The 18227-nt window shown below is 61.5% G+C and carries 20 protein-coding genes and 2 pseudogenes; 7 read left to right on the plus strand and 15 right to left on the minus strand.

Features of this window, described 5'->3' with window-relative positions:
* Nucleotides 1–6: 6 nt before the first annotated feature.
* The 7 genes from ABT24_RS10255 to ABT24_RS10285 are packed head-to-tail and all read right to left on the minus strand — an operon-like array spanning nt 7 to nt 4595.
* Nucleotides 7–903, minus strand: a complete 897-nt coding sequence (locus ABT24_RS10255; RefSeq protein ID WP_112488006.1) for a diiron oxygenase — start codon at nt 901–903, stop codon at nt 7–9.
* On the minus strand, nt 900–1760 hold the full coding sequence (locus tag ABT24_RS10260) for an aminoacyl--tRNA ligase-related protein (RefSeq protein WP_112488007.1): 861 nt from the start codon (nt 1758–1760) through the stop codon (nt 900–902). The genes ABT24_RS10255 and ABT24_RS10260 overlap by 4 nt, the downstream gene beginning before the upstream one ends.
* Nucleotides 1761–1806: 46 nt before the next feature.
* Nucleotides 1807–2631, minus strand: a complete 825-nt coding sequence (locus ABT24_RS10265; RefSeq protein WP_112488008.1) for a class I SAM-dependent methyltransferase — start codon at nt 2629–2631, stop codon at nt 1807–1809.
* Complete coding sequence (locus ABT24_RS10270) at nt 2613–2921, minus strand: hotdog family protein (protein WP_156054254.1); 309 nt, start codon at nt 2919–2921, stop codon at nt 2613–2615. Before ABT24_RS10270 ends, ABT24_RS10265 begins: the two co-directional genes overlap by 19 nt.
* Before the next feature lie 39 nt (nt 2922–2960).
* On the minus strand, nt 2961–3110 hold the full coding sequence (locus ABT24_RS10275) for a hotdog family protein (protein ID WP_156054255.1): 150 nt from the start codon (nt 3108–3110) through the stop codon (nt 2961–2963).
* Nucleotides 3107–3355, minus strand: coding sequence for an acyl carrier protein (locus tag ABT24_RS10280; protein WP_112488010.1), 249 nt, complete (start codon nt 3353–3355; stop codon nt 3107–3109). The genes ABT24_RS10275 and ABT24_RS10280 overlap by 4 nt, the downstream gene beginning before the upstream one ends.
* A gap of 16 nt (nt 3356–3371) precedes the next feature.
* Nucleotides 3372–4595, minus strand: a complete 1224-nt coding sequence (locus ABT24_RS10285; protein WP_156054256.1) for a YbfB/YjiJ family MFS transporter — start codon at nt 4593–4595, stop codon at nt 3372–3374.
* A gap of 141 nt (nt 4596–4736) precedes the next feature.
* Here ABT24_RS10285 and ABT24_RS10290 point away from each other — a divergent pair, with 141 nt between their 5' ends.
* On the plus strand, nt 4737–5774 hold the full coding sequence (locus ABT24_RS10290) for a GlxA family transcriptional regulator (RefSeq protein ID WP_112488012.1): 1038 nt from the start codon (nt 4737–4739) through the stop codon (nt 5772–5774).
* 209 nt (nt 5775–5983) lie between these two features.
* Here ABT24_RS10290 and ABT24_RS10295 read toward each other — a convergent pair whose 3' ends face one another.
* Complete coding sequence (locus tag ABT24_RS10295; RefSeq protein WP_112488013.1) at nt 5984–6451, minus strand: nuclear transport factor 2 family protein; 468 nt, start codon at nt 6449–6451, stop codon at nt 5984–5986.
* An 84-nt stretch (nt 6452–6535) separates the two neighbouring features.
* Here ABT24_RS10295 and ABT24_RS10300 point away from each other — a divergent pair, with 84 nt between their 5' ends.
* The 5 genes from ABT24_RS10300 (at nt 6536) to ABT24_RS10320 (ending at nt 10797) form a co-directional block, all read left to right on the plus strand.
* Nucleotides 6536–7117, plus strand: coding sequence for a TetR/AcrR family transcriptional regulator (locus tag ABT24_RS10300; protein WP_112488014.1), 582 nt, complete (start codon nt 6536–6538; stop codon nt 7115–7117).
* A 326-nt stretch (nt 7118–7443) separates the two neighbouring features.
* Nucleotides 7444–8124 (plus strand): VirB8/TrbF family protein, encoded by a 681-nt coding sequence (locus tag ABT24_RS10305; protein ID WP_232054280.1) that lies wholly within the window; start codon nt 7444–7446, stop codon nt 8122–8124.
* An 8-nt stretch (nt 8125–8132) separates the two neighbouring features.
* Complete coding sequence (locus tag ABT24_RS10310) at nt 8133–8414, plus strand: hypothetical protein (RefSeq protein ID WP_112488015.1); 282 nt, start codon at nt 8133–8135, stop codon at nt 8412–8414.
* Nucleotides 8411–9394: a TrbG/VirB9 family P-type conjugative transfer protein gene (locus ABT24_RS10315; protein WP_156054257.1), complete on the plus strand. Its 984-nt coding sequence runs from the start codon at nt 8411–8413 to the stop codon at nt 9392–9394. Before ABT24_RS10310 ends, ABT24_RS10315 begins: the two co-directional genes overlap by 4 nt.
* A gap of 11 nt (nt 9395–9405) precedes the next feature.
* On the plus strand, nt 9406–10797 hold the full coding sequence (locus ABT24_RS10320) for a TraB/TrbI/VirB10 family type IV secretion system protein (protein WP_156054258.1): 1392 nt from the start codon (nt 9406–9408) through the stop codon (nt 10795–10797).
* A gap of 52 nt (nt 10798–10849) precedes the next feature.
* Here ABT24_RS10320 and ABT24_RS10325 read toward each other — a convergent pair whose 3' ends face one another.
* The 7 genes and pseudogenes from ABT24_RS10325 to ABT24_RS10355 all read right to left on the minus strand — a co-directional run bounded on the left by ABT24_RS10325 (nt 10850) and on the right by ABT24_RS10355 (nt 17475).
* Nucleotides 10850–12016 carry an AraC family transcriptional regulator gene (locus tag ABT24_RS10325; RefSeq protein WP_156054259.1) on the minus strand — a complete coding sequence of 389 codons (1167 nt, stop codon included), beginning with the start codon at nt 12014–12016 and terminating at the stop codon, nt 10850–10852.
* The gene (locus tag ABT24_RS10330; RefSeq protein WP_156054260.1) at nt 12013–12894 is read right to left on the minus strand and encodes a DMT family transporter; all 882 of its coding nucleotides are present in this window, start codon (nt 12892–12894) and stop codon (nt 12013–12015) included. The genes ABT24_RS10325 and ABT24_RS10330 overlap by 4 nt, the downstream gene beginning before the upstream one ends.
* A gap of 144 nt (nt 12895–13038) precedes the next feature.
* The gene (locus tag ABT24_RS10335) at nt 13039–13500 is read right to left on the minus strand and encodes an acyl-CoA thioesterase (protein WP_156054261.1); all 462 of its coding nucleotides are present in this window, start codon (nt 13498–13500) and stop codon (nt 13039–13041) included.
* 151 nt (nt 13501–13651) lie between these two features.
* Nucleotides 13652–14407, minus strand: coding sequence for a sulfite exporter TauE/SafE family protein (locus tag ABT24_RS10340; RefSeq protein WP_172981004.1), 756 nt, complete (start codon nt 14405–14407; stop codon nt 13652–13654).
* A 42-nt stretch (nt 14408–14449) separates the two neighbouring features.
* Entirely contained in the window at nt 14450–15226 is a 777-nt protein-coding gene (locus ABT24_RS10345; protein ID WP_172979020.1) for a TauD/TfdA family dioxygenase, read from the minus strand.
* Nucleotides 15227–15586: 360 nt separating this feature from the next.
* A complete protein-coding gene (locus ABT24_RS10350) occupies nt 15587–16171 on the minus strand; it encodes a CGNR zinc finger domain-containing protein (RefSeq protein ID WP_156054264.1) in 585 nt (194 codons plus the stop codon).
* A 28-nt stretch (nt 16172–16199) separates the two neighbouring features.
* Nucleotides 16200–17475: pseudogene (locus ABT24_RS10355) on the minus strand (MFS transporter).
* A gap of 185 nt (nt 17476–17660) precedes the next feature.
* Between ABT24_RS10355 and ABT24_RS10360 the strand changes: the two are divergent.
* Nucleotides 17661–18227 (plus strand): annotated as a pseudogene (locus ABT24_RS10360) (taurine catabolism dioxygenase TauD); the annotation flags it as partial.

The raw sequence follows: 18227 nt of genomic DNA on the forward strand, positions 1-18227 counted from the left end.
GTATGACTACGCTGACAGGCAGGCCGTATCCAGCAGAATACCGTGCTTGACAAAGAAGTCGGCGGTGCGTTTGAACCAGAGTTGGTGAAACGCCCGCCGTGAGGGATCGTTGCGCAGTCGATTGCGCAGTGCAGCGGCATTCTGCATCCCGGACAGCGCGATCACTTGGGCATCTGCATACACTCGTGGGTTGTACATCTGCCCGATGAAGTAGACGAACGTCTTCTCGATCGCCTTGCGCACACGATCGACGGTTGCCTGCGAGGCATCCTGTTCAAGCACCTGTGCATAGAGCCGCTGCACGATCTCGCGCCCGAACGAGATGTGCCTTGACTCGTCCAGGTGATGCTGGTGATTGATTTCGCGCACAATGGCGGGCACATTCGGGCTCTTGCTAACTTTGTAGTTGTAGAAATCGACATATTCCTCAAAGATCAGCGTGCTTGCGAACAATAAGAGGTCTCGCTCAACCAGGTTCGCTGCAGATCCAGTCGGCAGTGCGGCGGCAGGGTAGATCTTGCCGACATAGTCCAGGCAGAACTTCGCGAAGAACCACATGTGCCCGTTCTCTTCGGCAACGAAGACATGCAGGTATTCCGAGATGTCCCGATAGCGCGGCTCGTAGAACGCCATCATCAGAAAGGCCAGTGCGCCCTTGATGCCATGGACGTTGAGACTGAAAAAGTTGATGCACTCCCAGTGGCTCAGCGAGATCAGCGCTGATTCGCCGAGCGCCTCATGGATCTGTGTGCCGAACGTGGTCAGCAGGTCCTCGTCGCACCAGGGACGGTCGTGCTCAATCTCGCTCGGCCAGACGAAGCGCGTGAACACGTCGTACTGGTTGCGCCGTGAGAGTTGCAGCAAGCGCTCAAGCAGCTTCTGCTCGGCCACGGGCCCGGTCATGACCGAAGCTCCTGCGCTTTTGAGATCGACTCAGGTGTCACCGGGTCGAATGACGATGGCGGGTCGGACCGCAGGAGATCGTTGAGCCGCCTGCGGACATCCTCGGCGTTGTCATACCGGTCGCGTAGCATCGAGATCCAACGCTCCAGCCCGAAAGCCACGCAACTCGTGTGGATCGGCTCCGCGGCGATAGAGATCCCGAACCTGCGGCCGAAGTAGTTGCGGTGGTGGTTCAGCGAAGCGACGGCGTGCCCGTCGAACACGACCTCCTGTTTGGTTGGCAGCACCTTGGACATTGTCGCGACCGAGCTCGACGTGTCAAAGAACGGATCTGATGCCGTCTCGTAGGCGAACTCGAGTTCCAGCGCGCGCATTACCTGGTCGATGACCGCGCGTCCACGGTCCACATGCTGCTTCGCATCCGCCGCAGTTCCCAGGCAGACGAACTCCTTCATAGTGAAGTTGTAGCCGCGGTAGCGGTCGAGCGGCTTGTCCTCGTGTCTAAAGCACCTGGCGATGCAGCCCACCACCTGCGGTGCGGTAAGGCTCTGCCCCTTGCGCTCCAGATAGACCTTGTAGCAGGTCGCTGGCAGCAGTGCCATGCTGGTACGCGACGGCCCATAGCGCACGTCGACGCGCCGATCGCCCGCGGCGAAAGCCGGCAGATGCTCCACGTCCAGCGCACACAGCAGACAGGTGAGATGCGGAAAGTTGCGCGCATAGCCAAGCGCATCGAACTCCTCGACACTCAGCAGGCTGTCGTACTCGACGAAGTTCTCGGGTGGCAGGCAGAACAGGTGATCAAGTGCTGCCTCGAGATCTCTGCGGACAAGATACCAGTTTGCGGTTGTCTTCATGGATGAAACGCTCCTTCTGTTCGCCGAGCAGCCCGCCGGACTGCCCTCAGTCGATGACCGCCATCACCAGCCAGCTACGCGCCACGCCGGGCACCTCGCGCGGTTGGGTTTCGTAGGGCCAGCGCCGACCGCCGGTATCCGCGGTGCCCGGCTCGCGCAGATCGAGCACCGACCATCCCTGTTGCTTCAACCATGCCTCCGGCGCATCGGTGCCGAAGCGCCAGCCGACACCGTCCTTGCGAAGTGCGGCGAGGAAAATCTGGCTGAAGGGACTGTTCAGCAGGCTCCTGCTCGCCATGTCGACGACGAGACGACTCCCCATCGCGCTCATCGCACGACAGGTGGAAAGAACTTCGCCTGCCTGCTCGTCCGTCAGAAAGAACAGGAGCCCCTCCGCCAGCCACAGTGCAGGCTTTGACGGATCGAACCCGGCACCGATCAGCGGACCGCGCCAATCTCTGGCCAAGTCCGCGGCGACGTTGAGGCGCAGCGCACGGGAAGGGCCTCCAATTTGGTGCAGCCGCGCTGTCTTTTCCGCCAATAGCTCGCCATGGTCTACCTCGTAGACTTTCGTCCCTTGCGGCCAGTCCAGCCGGTAGGCCCGGGTGTCCATGCCGGCAGCCACCATCACGATCTGCCGGATCGCAGGTTCCTCCCGCAGCGCGGCAGCACAGGCATCGTCGAAGAACCGTGTCCGGATGACGACGAATTCGCGCACGCCCCCGCCCTTGTAGCGTTGCAGCAATTCGAACCCGTCCGGCTGCGCCAACTCGCGGGCGAGATCGTCACGAAACAGCGCGTCGCTGCCCTTCTCGTTCTCCAAGGCCCGGATCGCCGCGGTCCATTGCGCGGTCAGCGATACAGTTTGCATGTGTGCGTCTCCTTGTCCCTATGCTGCGCCTGGGCCGCGTCGCGGCGCACGAAGCGGCTGTGCAGCACCAACGTCATCAACGGCCTGGCCTCGCCTTCCCGGGTCAGCCTGCCGGCGTTTTTGACGGTGATCAGGTCCTTGCGGAACGGGCTCTGAACCAGATCGAGGATCTCGACCTCGCCGACCAGAACGTCGTCCGGACGCACCGGAGCATGCCAGCGCAACTCGTCGACTCCGGGCGAGCCCTCGACCCGCGCGCCCTCCAGCATCGCGCGCACGTACAGGCTCATCCAGATGGCCGCAGTGTGCCATCCGCTTGCGACGATCCCCTAGAAGAACGACTGGCTCCCCGCCTCCTGCGACAGGTGGTATGGCTGCGGGTCGTACAGGCTTGCGAAGGCCACGATCTCCTGCGTCGTCACGCGGTGGCTGCCGAGCGAGAACTTGTCGCCATGCCGGTAGTCGTCCGCGGCTTTCATTTCGGCTCCACGAGTTCGGTGTCCGCGCCGCTGAAGTAAGCCGCGCGGATGGCGTCGATGGTGCGGAACTCGTCGATGTTCACGTTGTCCAGCTCAATCGTGCGCCCGCTGAGCTCCGCGATCAGCAGCACAAACTCGACGAACCGCAGCGAGTCGATCAGTCCGTTTTCGATGAGGTCGTCGCAGTCTGAGAAGTCGGTTCCGCCTAAGTTTTTCTCGGCGATGAAGCGCCGAACCCGGTCCATTCTGTTGCTCATACCATTACTCACTTTCCTCATTCAGGCCTTCGCCCAATCTGTGCCCTGGAACACCCTTCGAGGCCAATCCGAGCAAGGGAAGCAGTGCAGCCACTAATAACAGTGCCGCCCCAAACGATAGAGAGTCGTTCAACGTGCCCATGTCGGCAATCGCCCCTGCAGCTACCGGCCCAATGGCCTGCCCGAGTGCAAATACCACAGTGAAAAACGTAATGCCCTTGGCCCAGAGATCCGATGGCATGCGCTGACGCACCAGCACGGCGACCGATGATGGCACGATGAACATGCCAAGGCCGAACGCTGCAGCCGAGCAGAGAAGGCTGGCTCCCCCCCCATCCAGGATCGGAATCGACGCGCCGATCAGCGTGGCAAAGCAGCTGGCCGACTGAGTAAGCGCCGGTGGCCAATTGTTCAGTGCCACCCGCCATACGAAAGGCGAAACAGCGACGCCGCTTCCGAGGATGAGCCAGAAACTCAGGCCGAACAGCAGCGACCAACCTTGATTGCGCATCCAAGCCAGGATGAAAGTCATATAGACGATATAGCCTGCGGCGAACAAGAGGTAGCCCAGCAACGGTGTCCACAGGCCACTCAGTGAAAGCGCTCGGCGCGATGCCGACGGGGCGACGTCGACCGGTCTGCGGGCTTCGAGCAAGGGCCAGACCGACAGCACAGCCGCCAGTAGTCCCAGCAGCAGCCAGGCCTGCGGCCACGCAGCCACTCCCCAGAATGCCAGCAAGGGATCTACCGCGAGGCCAGACAGCGCGATGCCAATACCTGCGCCCGCGAAGTACAGTCCCATGGCCGTGCCGCTGAGATCCGGAAAGTGGCGATAGCGAACTGCCACGAGTGCGCCACCGCAGGAGAACGCCCAAGCCGCACCGATGCCTGAGAGCAGTCTGGCTGCCGTCAGCCAGACTAGGTCTGCTGACAGTGCCGTTGCTGGCAGAGACAAGACTGTGAGGTACAGGCCTACGGAGAACAACCATGTGGGTGATCGGTATCGCAGAAGCAGATAACCGCTTGCTGCGCCAGCGAGGTATCCCAGTGCGTTGGCCGTGTTTAACCAACCGGCCTGAGCGTAGTTCCATGCCATGGCCTGATGCATGGCTGGCAGGATCAACGCGTACGCGAAGCGCGCCAGACCGTTGCCAACGGCCACCGATAGCCCAAGACCGAAAGCGGGCCAGAGCGAGGCCGTGGCGAAAGTTGAGGACTTGGTGTTCATGTTGTTTTCCTGGGCCGAGGCGTTTTTCTACGTCCTCATATCGGACAACTGATGTGAGGAGCTTATGTGTTTGCACGATGTGCGACGATTGTCTAAAATGACTCCTGCAGTTCCATTTCAGACATTCAAACAATCAGGGCGATGGCAACCCAGTTCTTTATCGCAGCAATGGATGGCGCTTTAGGTGCCAGCGTGGCTGCGACACTCGATGCCCTGAGCGTGGCCAGCGGTGGAGCGGCTTCGCTTGGTCAGGCTTCGCCGAGTTGGCGAGTAGTCGGGATGTCGAATGAAGTCCGGTTGTCCAACGGGATGAGACTTGCAGCCCAGCCGATCGACGCCGCGCGCGTCCCAGCCTCCTCCGTGATCGTGTTTCCAGGCATTGGGCTGGATCATCCAGATCTCGGTTCGGAAGGCGATATCCACGGTCGCTACGACGAGCGGAAAATCCTGCACCGCATGAGCATGCCTGATGCCGAAGCCTTTGCGCGTCTGGCGCAACGGCACCATGCGCGGGGGGGCAAAGTGGCCGCCTCCTGCTCAGGTGTGCTGCTCCCCGCTATGGCCGGCCTGCTGCAGGGCGGGGCGGCGACGACCCATTGGCGCCTGAGTGGCTTCTTCCACAAACACTTCCCACAGATTCGGCTGGATACGAAGCGCATGGTGGTTGAGTCGCATGGCATCGTGAGTGCGGGCGCTGCGATGGCACAAATGGACTTGATGCTTTACCTGATCCGCAAACAGATCGGTCGCGAACTGGCAGACCTGGTCATGAGCTATTTGCTGATTGACACCCGCACCACGCAGGCCCGGTATCAGGTTTGGGAGCACTTGGACGTGCCAGACGACGAGACGGCGCGCAGCTTCGAGGCGCTTATCGAGGCCAGCCTGCCGGACATCTTGTCGGTGCGGCAGGCGGCTCGGCAACTTCACATGACCGAGAAGACCTTGGCGCGGCGCCTGTTCAAGGCATCCGGTGTGACGCCCATGACGCTGATCCATTCGGTGCGCATGCGCCACGCTCGGCGCCTATTGGAACTTGACGAACTCACGCTCGACGAGGTCGCACAGCGAGTGGGCTATGCCAACGCGACCTCCTTGCGCAAGTTGACGATGCGCATGGCGCAGGTTGCGCCTGCCGCATTCAGGTCGAGCGCGACGGGCACACGCTCGCGAGGTTGAATAGTTCGCTCACAAGAGGCTCGGCTGTGTGGTTCTGTCGCGTGTTTTTTAGAGGTGATGAACCCAAGAGGAAACAAGGCAAAAAAGGAACGGACCGATGCCAAGTGTGCCCAGTAGGTGACGAAGTTCGGGCGAAGGCGTAGCGCTTGGCATAGCTGTATTCGACAGTGGTGATGTCGTCAGCGATGTTCGTCGCTTGACAACAGAGATTACAAACCCAGCTCGCTCAGCTCCGGGTGATTGTCTGGTCGCCGTCCCAGCGGCCAGAAGAACTTGCGGTCGGCCTCCGCGATCGGCAGGTCGTTGATGCTGGCAAAGCGTCGCATCATGAACCCCTGCTCATTGAATTCCCAGTTCTCGTTGCCGTAGGAGCGGAACCAGTGGCCCGAGTCGTCGTGCCATTCGTAGGCGAAGCGTACCGCGATTCGGTTGCCGGTGAAGGCCCACAGTTCCTTGATCAGCCGGTATTCCAGTTCGCGCGTCCACTTGCGTTCGAGGAAACGCTGCACTTCGGCACGGCCGACCGGAAATTCGGCGCGGTTGCGCCAGCGGGTATCTTCCGTGTACACCAGTACCACGCGCGCGGGATCGCGCGTGTTCCAGGCGTCCTCGGCCATGCGCACTTTCTGCAGGGCGGAATCTTCGGTAAAGGGGGGCAGGGGCGGCTTGGTATCCACGATCTCTCCTTGGGTTGATGTAGACAGACTTGTCTACTCGAGTCCACTCTAGCTGATGTAGACAGACCTGTCTACAATGCCGTCATGCCGTCAGACATCCATGCCTCAGAAGCACTACCCGCGCGCGACCGCATCCTGCGGACTGCGCACGACCTCTTCTACCGCGACGGTGTGCGCGCCACCGGCGTCGACCGCATCATCGCCGAATCCGGCGTAGCCAAGCTCACGTTCTATCGGCATTTCCCCAGTAAGAACGACCTGATCAAAGCCTATCTGGAGCTTCGGCACCGGCTCTGGATGGATTGGTTGAACGGAGAACTGGAGCGCCTCCGCAGGCGCGACTGGAGCGTGGCGACGTTGCTCGTCGCCGTATTCCAGGAATGGTTCGAAAGCGAAGGTTATCGGGGCTGTGCCTTCCTGAATGCTGTTGTTGAACTGGAAGGTGTGTTGCCAGAAGTTGCAGACATCGCCAAGAGCCACAAAGACGAAATGGCTGAGACGATCTCACGCCTTCTCCCCGAATCGGAGGATCGCCGGGGACTTGCTGTGGCCATTGCTGTGGCGCTGGACGGCTCCATCCTGCGCGCCCAGATGGAGAGAGATGCAGTTTCCGCGCTCGAGGCGCTCGATAGGATTCTGAGGGCCTTGGTCAAGCAGCAGCTGTAGTCGGCCGACTACAGCTGTTCGCGTAGTAGCGAGACTGCAGACAATCGCGGTTGGTTGTCTTTGTCAATGACGAGACCTTGGTGGTGACTGGTGCGACTCTTGGCAATCCGCCCTTGGCGAGGCTGCGTGAAGAACAACCCATAGCCCTTTCATGCCGATGGCTGCCATAGCCATGAGAGCGGTATCGCCACCAACGCCGCCAGCCGGACCGTCTGCACCGGGCCAATGGGTTTGCGTCGGTGCAAAGCACGGACGCGGGTTCCCTGACAGACGCATCACCCGCTGATGCACTTGTCCCCATCCCGCAGAGTCAGGGCAGGGCGCCAATGTCTGGCGCCGTCACCCTGGAGAACGGTATGGCCGAAGCCAACCCCTACCTCAACGCCCGGCGCGAATGGGATGAGCGCTATGGCGACGCGCTCGCCCGCGCAAAGACCTGGCGGCTCGCCGCCTTCGCCAGCCTAGCCGTTGCGGCGATTGCGGTCGCCGGCATCGCCTACGTCGGCGGACAAAGCAAAATCCAGCCCTTCGTCGTCGCCCTCGACAAGATGGGCAACCCGGTGGCGATGGCGCAACCCGCGGGCGGCAACGCCGTCAGCCAGCGCATCATCGAGGCGCAGGTCGCCAACTGGGTGTGGACGGCGCGCAGCGTCATCCCCGATCCTCTTGCGCAGAAAGCGCTCATCGCCAAGGTCTACGCCATGGCAGGAAGCAACGCCGGGTCTTACCTCAACACCTACTACGCGGCCCACCCGCCCTTTGGCGACTTCACAGTCAATGTCACCATCACCAGCGTCCTGCCCGTCAGCAAGGACACCTGGCAGGTCGGCTGGGATGAGCAGCGCTACGAGGGGGGACAGCCCAAACCGGTTGAGCACTGGCGGGCCAACATCACCACCGGCCTCGACACCAAGCTGGCCGACAACCCCCAGGTCATGCTCGACAACCCGCTGGGTCTGTTCGTCAAGAACGTGACCTGGACGCAGATCGTCGGCGGCGCCAAGTGACCGCTCTGATGGAACACCAGAAAACCGCCGCCAGGTGGACGGGGCGTTACATCGTCTCAGCCTTCCTGGAGACGATTGGACAAGCCCTGGTTCTGTGTGTGCCATTCGTCCTGATCGCCATGCCCTTTGTGTTCGATTCAGCGGGCTACCGCTTCAACCCCTTCTTTTATGCCTTCTGGCTTGCGGCTGTCGGCCTGCCGACCTGGGCGCTCGGCGTCGTGGTGCGCCCGCGCATCCTGCGGCCAGATTTTGTCAATTCCATCATGCTCTATCAGGAGGATCAAACATGAATCCCACCAAATCCCTGCTCGCCCTGGCCATCCTGGCCGCAGCGGCCAGCGCCCACGCCGCGCCGTCGGCAGCGTCAGCCTCCCAACCCAAACCCGACATCCAGACCACGACATCGATCCCACTGCAAACCAGCCATCAGATCTACGACCTCAAGGCGCCGATCCCGCTGTACTGGCGGGCGACCACGGCCGCCGCGCAGACCTGGCTGAATACCGGCAGCGCGCCCAGCATGGTCGGCACCAACGGCATGGTGATGTATGCCTACGGCCAAAGCCAGCCCACCATCACCTGCGCGCCGTTGCACATCTGCGTTATCAACCTGCTGCCCGGCGAGCACATCACCAACCTGTCCATCGGCGACAGCGTGCGCTGGCTGGTGCAGACCGCCGATGCCGGCAAGACGCCGGTCGTCGTGGTCAAACCGACCGCCGCAGGCCTGACAACCAATCTGGCCGTCACCACCGACGCCGGCCGGGTGTACTACATGACCCTGGTCAGCGACAAGCACAACTATGTGCCGCAAATCGGCTTCTACGATCCGCAGCAACTGGTCATCAACATGGAGCAACAGGCCGCCCAACAACGCGCAGCCGAAGCGGCGCAGGCGGCAGCCAAGCAGCAGGCCGTCGTCGCCCCCCTGGGCCACATCGACCCCTCGACGCTGGACTTCAACTACACCTGCAAACTCGACGACGGGCACGCCGATCTTGAGAACGACGACCTGCTGCCGCTGCGCGTGTTCTCCGGCGGCGGTCATACCTATCTGCAAATGCCGGGCAAGATGCGCTACACCGATGCGCCCGCCGTGTTCAACGTCACCAGCGACACCACCGAGCTGCTCAACAGCCGCCTGGTGAACGACTATTTCGTCATCGATGGTCTGCCGCAGAAGTTCAAGCTGGTCGTTGGAGTTGGCAAAGGCTCGCGCAGCGTCACCTGCCATCACGCGCAGATGAACGCCGGCTGGTGGGCGCGTTGAAGGAGGCCATGATGACCAACCCCCAGCAACCCGACACCCCAGAAACCGACAGCCGCCTGCTCGCGCAGGACGTGGACGGCGCCACCGCCGGCAAGAAGAAAGAGAAAGGCCTGAGCATCAAGGGCACGCCGCGCGAGGGCGGCGCCCGTCTGAGCAAGAACTTCAAGAAAGTCGCCTTCGTCGCAGGGGGCGTCATCGCTGGCGGCATGATTCTCGGCATCATGACCGCCGGGAACAAGCAGGCAGCCCCCTCTGACGGCGGCGATTCCGGGGCGCAACAGGTCGGCCAGACCAGTCCCGACATCGCGGCCATGCAGCGCGCGGCCCAGGCGAATGCGACACCCGCTCCCGGCGCATCGAACCCGGCCAAACCAAAGGCTTCAGCCAGCTCGCCGGGCTCATCCCTGCAAACCCCAGCCCCAGGAACGACCCTGGCCACGACTCCCAACCCGCAGCAGCTCACCCCCGCCCAGAAGTATCACCAATGGCTGGAAGAGCAGCACTACAAAGACCTGGAGGGCGCCGTGCTGGCCGCCCAGAGCGCGCACCTGGCCAAGGTCGAGTTGGCAGCGCCCAGCGCATCAAGGTTGGGTGGAAGCGATACGGCCGACCAACTGCGCCGCCTCGCACTCGGCGCAGCGCCCAAGCCGGGCGAGCAGGAACAAGCCCTGCAGAAGGCGCTCACTGCACTCCAGGGCGCGACAGGGCAGGGCGGTGCAGGTCAGTCATCGCCCCAGCAACAGAACAAGGGCTTCCTTGACGCCGCACAGGCCCAGGGCGACAACGGCTACCTGCCCGCCGCGGTGCAGCCGCCCCTGGCCCGGCATGAGCTGTTCGCCGGCAGCGTGATCCCGGCCGTGATGCTGACCGGCATCGACAGCGATCTGCCCGGCACCATCAGCGCCCAGGTGCGGCAGACCGTGTACGACAGCTTGAATCCCAGTGTGGTGCTCATTCCCCAGGGCACGCGCCTGATCGGGCAGTACAGCAGCCAGATCGCCTACGGCCAGAGCCGCGTGCTGGTGGCCTGGAGCAGGCTGATCTTCCCGAACGGCGCCACCATCGACCTGCGCGGCATGGAGGGCACCGATGGCAAGGGGCAGGCCGGATTCCACGACCAAGTGGACAACCACTACTTCCGCGTCTTCGGCAGCGCCATCCTGATGAGTCTGCTCGGCGTCGGCGCGCAGCTCAGCCAGCCGCAGAACTCAGGCGCCCTCAACACCCCGTCCGCCAGCCAGCAGGCAGCAGCAGCCACCGCGCAGCAGCTCAACAACGTCGGCACCAACCTGCTCAATCGCAACCTGAACATCCAGCCCACACTCATCATCCGGCCGGGCTATGCGTTCAACGTGCTGGTGAATCGGACGATGATTCTGCCGGCGTATGAAGGAAGACGGTGAGGCCACCACCGTATCGATTGGCATGCGTTTCGTCTTATGGAACGGCGACCGATCAAGAACGCTGTGGACTGGCGCCGCGGGGTGTGGCGACATGAAGTCGATACTCTCCTGGCGTCATTCCGAACCAGCGCCGGCAGGCGCGATACGTTGCGCTTTCGTCGGCAAACCCCAAGGCGACGGCGAGATCATCCAACGATGCATCTGCGCGCCGGAGAAGGTTGTCCGCGAGATCCCGTCGCACGACATCCATCAGGCTTTTGAACGTGACGCCTTCACCATCGAGCCTGCGCTGCAGCGTGCGCTCACTCATGCACAACGACCGGGCGACGTCCGACTTTGATGGCACGCCGTTTCGCAACCCTTGCTCAATGAGCATCCTGACGCGGCTTGACGTCGAGGGGGGCTGAAGCGATGCAAGTTGCTCACGTGCCAAGGAATCGTGCAATTCCGACAGATGGTCGTCCCAGGTTGGCAGTGTCGCGAGGATGTCGCTGCGCGAAAGCAATACGCGATTGGCCGCGCAGCCGAAAGTCATCGAACAAGGGAACACGGCCTGATGGGGGCCAGGATTGACCGGATCTTCCGCTTGCCACTCCATGGCGAGCGGGCGGATTTCCCGCCCTGTGGCCCACTTGCAGAATGCCAGGATGGTGAGCCAATCGAACTCGATGCGCTGGCGCGGCACGTCCTGCTGCTCGGGCTGTACATCGAGCTGTAGCCAATAGCCCTCAGGCGCTTCGTGGATGGAAAATGTGGCCGCTTCACTCACCACGCCCATGTACTGGGAGAGCCGCATCAAGCCCGCTCTGAGGTTTTCGCAGGACAGCATCGAATAGCTGACGACGCCGAAGGCCGCAGGCCTGGCCAGCTCGGGAATGGTCAGAGCAATGGCGGGGTTATTGCTGCGCAGCGCCGCCAGACCCCATAGTGTGGAGACCTTGTCGCTGGCAAAGCGGCCGGGTGCTCCGTGCAGCATGTCGATGACCATGCCCGATTCCGCAAACAGTTGAGGCACGTCCAGACAATGCGCTTGCAGCAACTCGGCGATTGCGCGCAGCCAGACCGCAGAGCACGTTTTGTCGCCGTCGGCAACCATCCGTTGGCGGACCTGGTGTGAAGATACTTTCGCGAGCATCGATGACATTCTCGCCTCCAGACCATCCATCGCGCACGCATCCGTTGCGCCGATGCCAAGCCATTGGTCAAGACTGTAAATCACGAATCGGTGTGCCGCTCCCTCAGGAAGAGGTGGCGCTGAGACAGCGCCAGGCAGCCCAACACGACGACCATCCCGAGAAACTGAAGCCCCGTGAGGCCTTGCTGGAGGACGATGGCGCCGAGCAGCATGGCCACGACAGGTACCAACAATAGCAGCAACGATGTGCGCTGCGCACCCAGGCGTTCGATCCCCACAAACCATGCGGGATAGGCTGCGACCGTGGCCAGGAGCATCAGGTAGCCGAGTCCGGCGACAGATCCGGCATCGAGCGGCAGTGGCTGCCTTTCGAACACCAGAGTGAGCACACAGAGGATGATCCCGCCGGCGGTGAGCTGCCAGCTCGCGAAGACGAGCAGCCCCGATGGGCGTCCCCACCGCTTGATCAGCACCACCCCAAGCCCCATACAGACCGAAGCGCCCAGCGCCGCCAGCACGCCCAGCGGATTCATTGGGGCGTCCGAGGTGCCCACAATCAAGACCACGCCGAGCACGCCCAGGCCGATCAGTACGGCATCTGCAAGCTTGGGCCGTTGGCCCAGCAAGGGCCAGGCGAACGAGGCCGCCCAGAATGGCGACAGCGCCATGATGATGGCCAGGACGCCGCCCGGGATGCGGCTCGCGGAAATGAAGAACAGGGCGAAGACCGCGGCAATGTTGATCAGGCCCAGGATCAGGACGCGCGCATACCAGGTGCGCGGAGGCCATTCGCGCAGCAGCGCGAGCAGCAGCAGCCCACCGCCAAGGCTGCGCACCGTGGCCACCAGCAGGGGATGTCCCGGGGCGATGGTCTGCGTCGCCACGATGGGCATGGTGCCCCACAGGACAGGGGCGAATGCGCCAATGAACACCGTCTTCAGCGAGTCGACCGTGCTGCTCACTGGACGACCCTCCGCGCTGCGCGCTGCGGGATGAGCGCTTGGGAGCGGCCGTGCGGTGCGCTCATTGGACGACCCTCCTCGCCCCGCTCGACTCCCCGAGGGAGTTGAGCGCGCCTTCGGAGCGGCCGTGCGGTGCGCTCATGCTCAGGGCCCGGCAGCCGCGGCCGCCGACGGCATCTCGTACCGCTTCAGCTCGGCCCGTGTTGCGTCGGGAAGAGGGCTGGATCGCCTGGTGCTGTCGTCCATCAGCACGATGACCGTCTCCGCCGTGGCCACGCAGCGGTCGCCGACGAACAGCCCTTGCCCCAGGGTGACGGAGCTGGCGCCCACGCGCAGGACTAGCGTGCCGATGTCGATGGAGCAGCCCCAGTGAATCTCGGAGCGAAACTCCAGCAGCAATCGGGCGATCACGAAGGACGTGCCTTGCGGCGCAAGGGGCTGGGACGGGTTGTACAGAATCGACACCCGCCCGGATTCCAGGAAAGTCGCAAAGGCCGCGTTGTTCACATGTCCCTGGCGATCCGTGTCGCCATAGCGCGCCAGATCCTGAGTCCAGTGCGCGTAGCTGTCCTTGCGAGTCAGATCAAGAGAATTCGTCTCCGACATGCCAGACTCCTCACGATTCCGATGTGACCGGGGCCGATCTCCCGAGATTGGGTTTGTTCGCTGCACAAGGATAGGGAGATCCCCTTGCAAGGAGGTTGCTTCAGCGGCCAAACTGCTGGCGTTGTGAGCCATTCATTCGAACGGCTACCCTTCAAAGCGAGCCCAGCAAGTGCGTGACGGCCTTGACGCTGAGCGATACGGCAAGCAGAGCCAGCACGATGATGATGATGTGCTTGAACCGCGCAACCGAGATCCGTCTGCGCAGCGTGAAGCCCACGTTCAGAAAGATGACGGAGATCACCGTCAGGCCCAAAGTCAAAGACAACAGCTTCGGTTCAAAGATCGTCTCGCCGTAGAGAAAAAAGATGATGAGCTGGCTGATCTTGCCCAGCAGAAAACAGAGGTTGGCCGATTGGCTGATGGTGTTCTTGTCCTCGCTTGTCGACAGCAGGAACATCATCAACACGGGCGACATCGCATTGGTCGGACCACCAACCAGTCCGGCAAGCATGCCGTAGGCGAGTGTGCCGCTCCGGCTTGGAGCAGCGACCTTGACGTCGCGAAAAACTGCGGAGTAGACATAAAAGAATGTCGCCAGCGCCAACACCAGCAGCAGGTAGGACTGCTGCACCCAGAACAGCAACTGCACGCCGAGCAGACTCCCCGCGGTGCTGGACAAGGCCAACGGCGCACTGCTCCTGATCACATCGCTGGCCTTGTGGCCGCTGAGAAAGCTCAGCAAGTTGATGGCGAGTGTCGGAAACAGCGTGATCAGAATGGCCGACTTAAGCGGCATGAACATAGCCAGCGCCGCCGTGGTCAAGATCGGAAAACCGATCCCAGTGACGCCGTGCAGCACCGATGCGATGGCGAAAACCGCGATTGAGAAGATGAGGTGGGCGTGCACTGCGGAGTGGTTTTGACTTGCCAGCGACTTTGACTGAACGGATCAGGCCGCACATTCCATGTTGAACCGCACCCGCTTCAGGTGTCTTGCACGGTCCTTGATCGGCGTTCTGGCATGCAAATAGCGTTTGTTGTCGAGAATCATCATCTGATGTTCGCTCAGCCGAATGCGCCGCGACACCCTGGGGTCCGCCATCTGCGTTTCCAGCTCGGTCAGGGCCGCGCTCTGCCGGGCGTCCAATTCTTCGCGTACGATGAGATCGCGGCGATAGCGAAAGTTGTGATCTTCGTCCACCAATAACGAATGGATTCTGTCCCGCCCCTTATAAAACTCCTCCGGCACCCGAATCGGAAAAGTCGCCATGGTCAAAGTCTGGAAGGTTTCGGGAGACAAACGACTCAGGAGGACGTCGGACTTGATCAATAGGTTCACACCTCCACCGAGCCTGTCCTGCTGTACGACATACAGCGCGAAATAGCCGGGCACGTCCGCCTCGTAGCAGCAATCGGTGTGGAAGAAGAATTCACGGTCTGAGTGCGAGATCGCCAGCGCTTCCAGACCGTCGCTTCCGCCGACCCGCACATCCCAGATTTCACGGCCTTTGCCATCATGTGTGTGCGTCTGCCCGAGCGCGCTGATCAACGACAGGATCACATCGTTTTCGGCGCTCACACGGCCAAAAGTGACGAGTGCAATACCGTAGCTGCACAAGGCGCGCCTGATGACGGATATGGATAGGGGAGTGAAATCATTGAGGTCGATTGTTGTCGACTTCGGCAGCTTGATGTCTTGTACAGCTTCCCAGTGGTTTGACTCCATCATGTTGATCCCCGTTATCAGTGAGCACTCCACCCATTGCTAACTGCATCCTCACTTGAGTGAATTCAGCGAATCCAGCCGCCTGAGGATTGGCACAATTTCCAGAATCCAACTGTCGGCAGAATAGCCAGAGACAAGCCACATAAGTGTGTCAAGGTGTTCAGCCATCGGCGCCCACACTCCCCGGCTGGAGCATGCATAGAGGCAGACGGCTTGTGGTAAGCCAGTATCCCCAAGGATTTCTTTTTCACCGCGCGCAGCAGCAACATCACGTTTCTTGCTTGGATTGAATCACTCAGCAAGGGATACGTTTTTCGCGGGCAAGGTCACCGCGGAAGGTGGGGGCGTCCATCCCATTGCTTACGCTGTGTCAGCGGTTTTTGCTCGAAAATGCTCGACCCGCGCTTGATTGCCACAGGTTCGACTCGAACACCATCGCCGCCGAGCACCGCGGGAGCGGTCGATGAAGATGCCGTCACAGGTCTTGCCTTCGCATTCGTGCAGGAACGCCCGATCAGGCCCGCCTATCGTCAAGATGGCGTCCCGCGCAAGCAGTGCTAAGACCTGCGTTACCGTTGTTGGCGAGGCAGCGACCGCTGACACCGACCCGTCGCGGCGCGCAAGCTGGGGGGGCGACGGATGCGTCGCCGCTGCCACTTCATTCACGAGTCGCATGTCCTCCCGTCGCGGCGATATCCCATGCACTACATCATGCACTAGGCGGTACAGTGCCTCGCGCAGCAAAATTGCGGCGGCCAGGTCGGCCACCGTCGCCTTGGGCTCGCGGCTACCTGGGGGCAACAATCCCGCTCGTCCGATCCACTCGGAAAGGCGTGACGCCGAGTCCAAACGCTCGATAGGATGCTCGCCAAGTCGCGAGCCGACGGTCGCGATGAAGTTGAGACTCGGACTGCCGAGGTCGAAACGGAAATCCGTCAGAGCCATGACCTGGTCCCTCTGTGACTGTGGTTTCTCAGTCTATTCGGAAGGCTTGTCTGCGGCCAAGGTTGAACAAACGTGCCAACAAGTCGGCGTTATCGGGTTTAGGCAATAGCGGGATGACGATCAGGGAGCAAACTGCCGCAGCTAGCCACACGGTTGTCCACGAACTGATACTCAGTATCCAGGGTATCGCCAGGGGCGTGAAAAACAACGAAACGAAAACGCAAGTGTTGGCCATGCCCAGCGCACTGCCGGTGCGTTGCTTGCCCACGATGGTGGCAAGTTCGGTGAAGGCCACACCCTGCCAAGCCGAAACGCAGACCCCGGCTACAACGAGCAGGCCGACCAGCCAAGCTACGGCCCCGCCGCCCCCACCCGCGCGCTCTGCCCATACAACGCCCAGGGCGAGCGCAGCAAAGGCCACGACGGACAAGGCCGCGCTCAGCCTCAGGTACTCACGCCGATTCTTTTTCTGGTCCGTCCATCGACCACTCCACACGCGGCTCACCATGGCGCCAAATTGCACGGTGAACATGGTCGCCGCTATGAGTGCCACGCCTGCTTGCGCAAAGTCATGCAGGAAGATTGTGGCAAAGGTGAGTACGGCGAACTGTGGCGCACACAGCAAGCCAATGCCTGCCACGAAACGCCAGACTGCGGCATCGTGCAGGGGATGACGCCCATCTGGCAATGCATCCGTTGTCTTGACCGCTTTTGATAGGGTCAAACTGGTCAAAGTGGGTGGCTCGTGCAGCCAGCGCCAAGTGAAATACAGCGACACGGCACACAACAACGAGAGCAGTCCGAACACGACGTCAAAGCCCTGCCATGAAGCCAGGGCCGGGAGCACCAACGCGCCGAATCCTCCCCCCAAGGGCACCGCTGTTTGACGCACACTCATTGCCAAACCGCGTTCGCCTTCGGCGAACCAAGTCATCACCGCGCGTCCGCTGGCACCATTGACGCTGCCGCCAAGCCGTCCCGTCGTGAGGCACCGCGATCAACACCATCAAGCCCAGGGCCAGGGCTGTTCCGCCCAGTCCGGCCAACAGCACCTTGCGGTCGCCCCAACGGTCAGTTAACAAGCCCCATGGCACCTCGCTGATTGCAATGCCCAGCCCCAGCAGCCCCAGTACCAAGCCAAGCTGCTCGTTACTCAGATGGTAGTCAGACCGCATGAATACGGCAGCCATCGGAATGCCTTGGAAAACGGCGGCAAAGCTGGCATTGGCAGCAACGCCGACTCCCAGCACCTTCCAGCGGTGACCAGAAGGTTTGGCATGAGTGGCTTCGTCATTGTGCGGCATGGTGCATCTCCCGTCAGTGGTGGCGTCACAGAATTGACGTAATGAGTTTATAGCATTACGTTGCCGCCTGTGGAAGAGCTTTTGGTTGTGATCAATGGCTACACAGCCTTCTCGATTTCAGGTGTGGTGCCGGATAAGCGGCCATTGCGAAACGAGCTTCCATGCAACTTCGGAGGAATCAATCGATGCAACCTCTTTACTGCTTTTCAGATGCTGACCGCCAGACCCTGCTTTCCGTCCTGCAGCGGGTCAAGTCCAACCCCTACACCGAGTTCGTTGAATTTCAGCGTGACGTCCGGCGCGTGATAGAGGCCGGAGAGATTCCCGTTGGGTTCGCCGATACCTGCTTGCTGATCAAGCAACAGCGTGACCGGGGTGTCAGTAACGTCCACGTCTTGCGCAACTGTCCGATTGACCCTGATGTGCCTCAGCTAGATCCCGCCGATCCGGTGAAAGACAAGTACCGGAAGAAGCAGACGTTCATCGGCGAGGCACTTCTCGCGGTGTTCTCGGAGTTCACCGGTAACCCATTGCTGGCCTACGGCAGCCGCAACAACGGTGATTTCTTCACCGACGTGATCGCGATTAACCGCTATAGCGGCAAGCTCACCGGCTTCAGCGATAGCGAACTCGTCTATCACAACGACCGGACCGCCCACGAGGTCAGAGCCGATTTCATATCGCTCCTAGGCATGCGCTGCCCCGAAACGGAGTTGATCTTCACCGGGTTCGTTGATGGACGTGACCTGATG

The sequence above is a fragment of the Thiomonas sp. SCN 64-16 genome (assembly GCF_001725585.1).
GTDB classification, from domain to species: Bacteria; Pseudomonadota; Gammaproteobacteria; order Burkholderiales; family Burkholderiaceae_C; genus Thiomonas; species Thiomonas arsenitoxydans.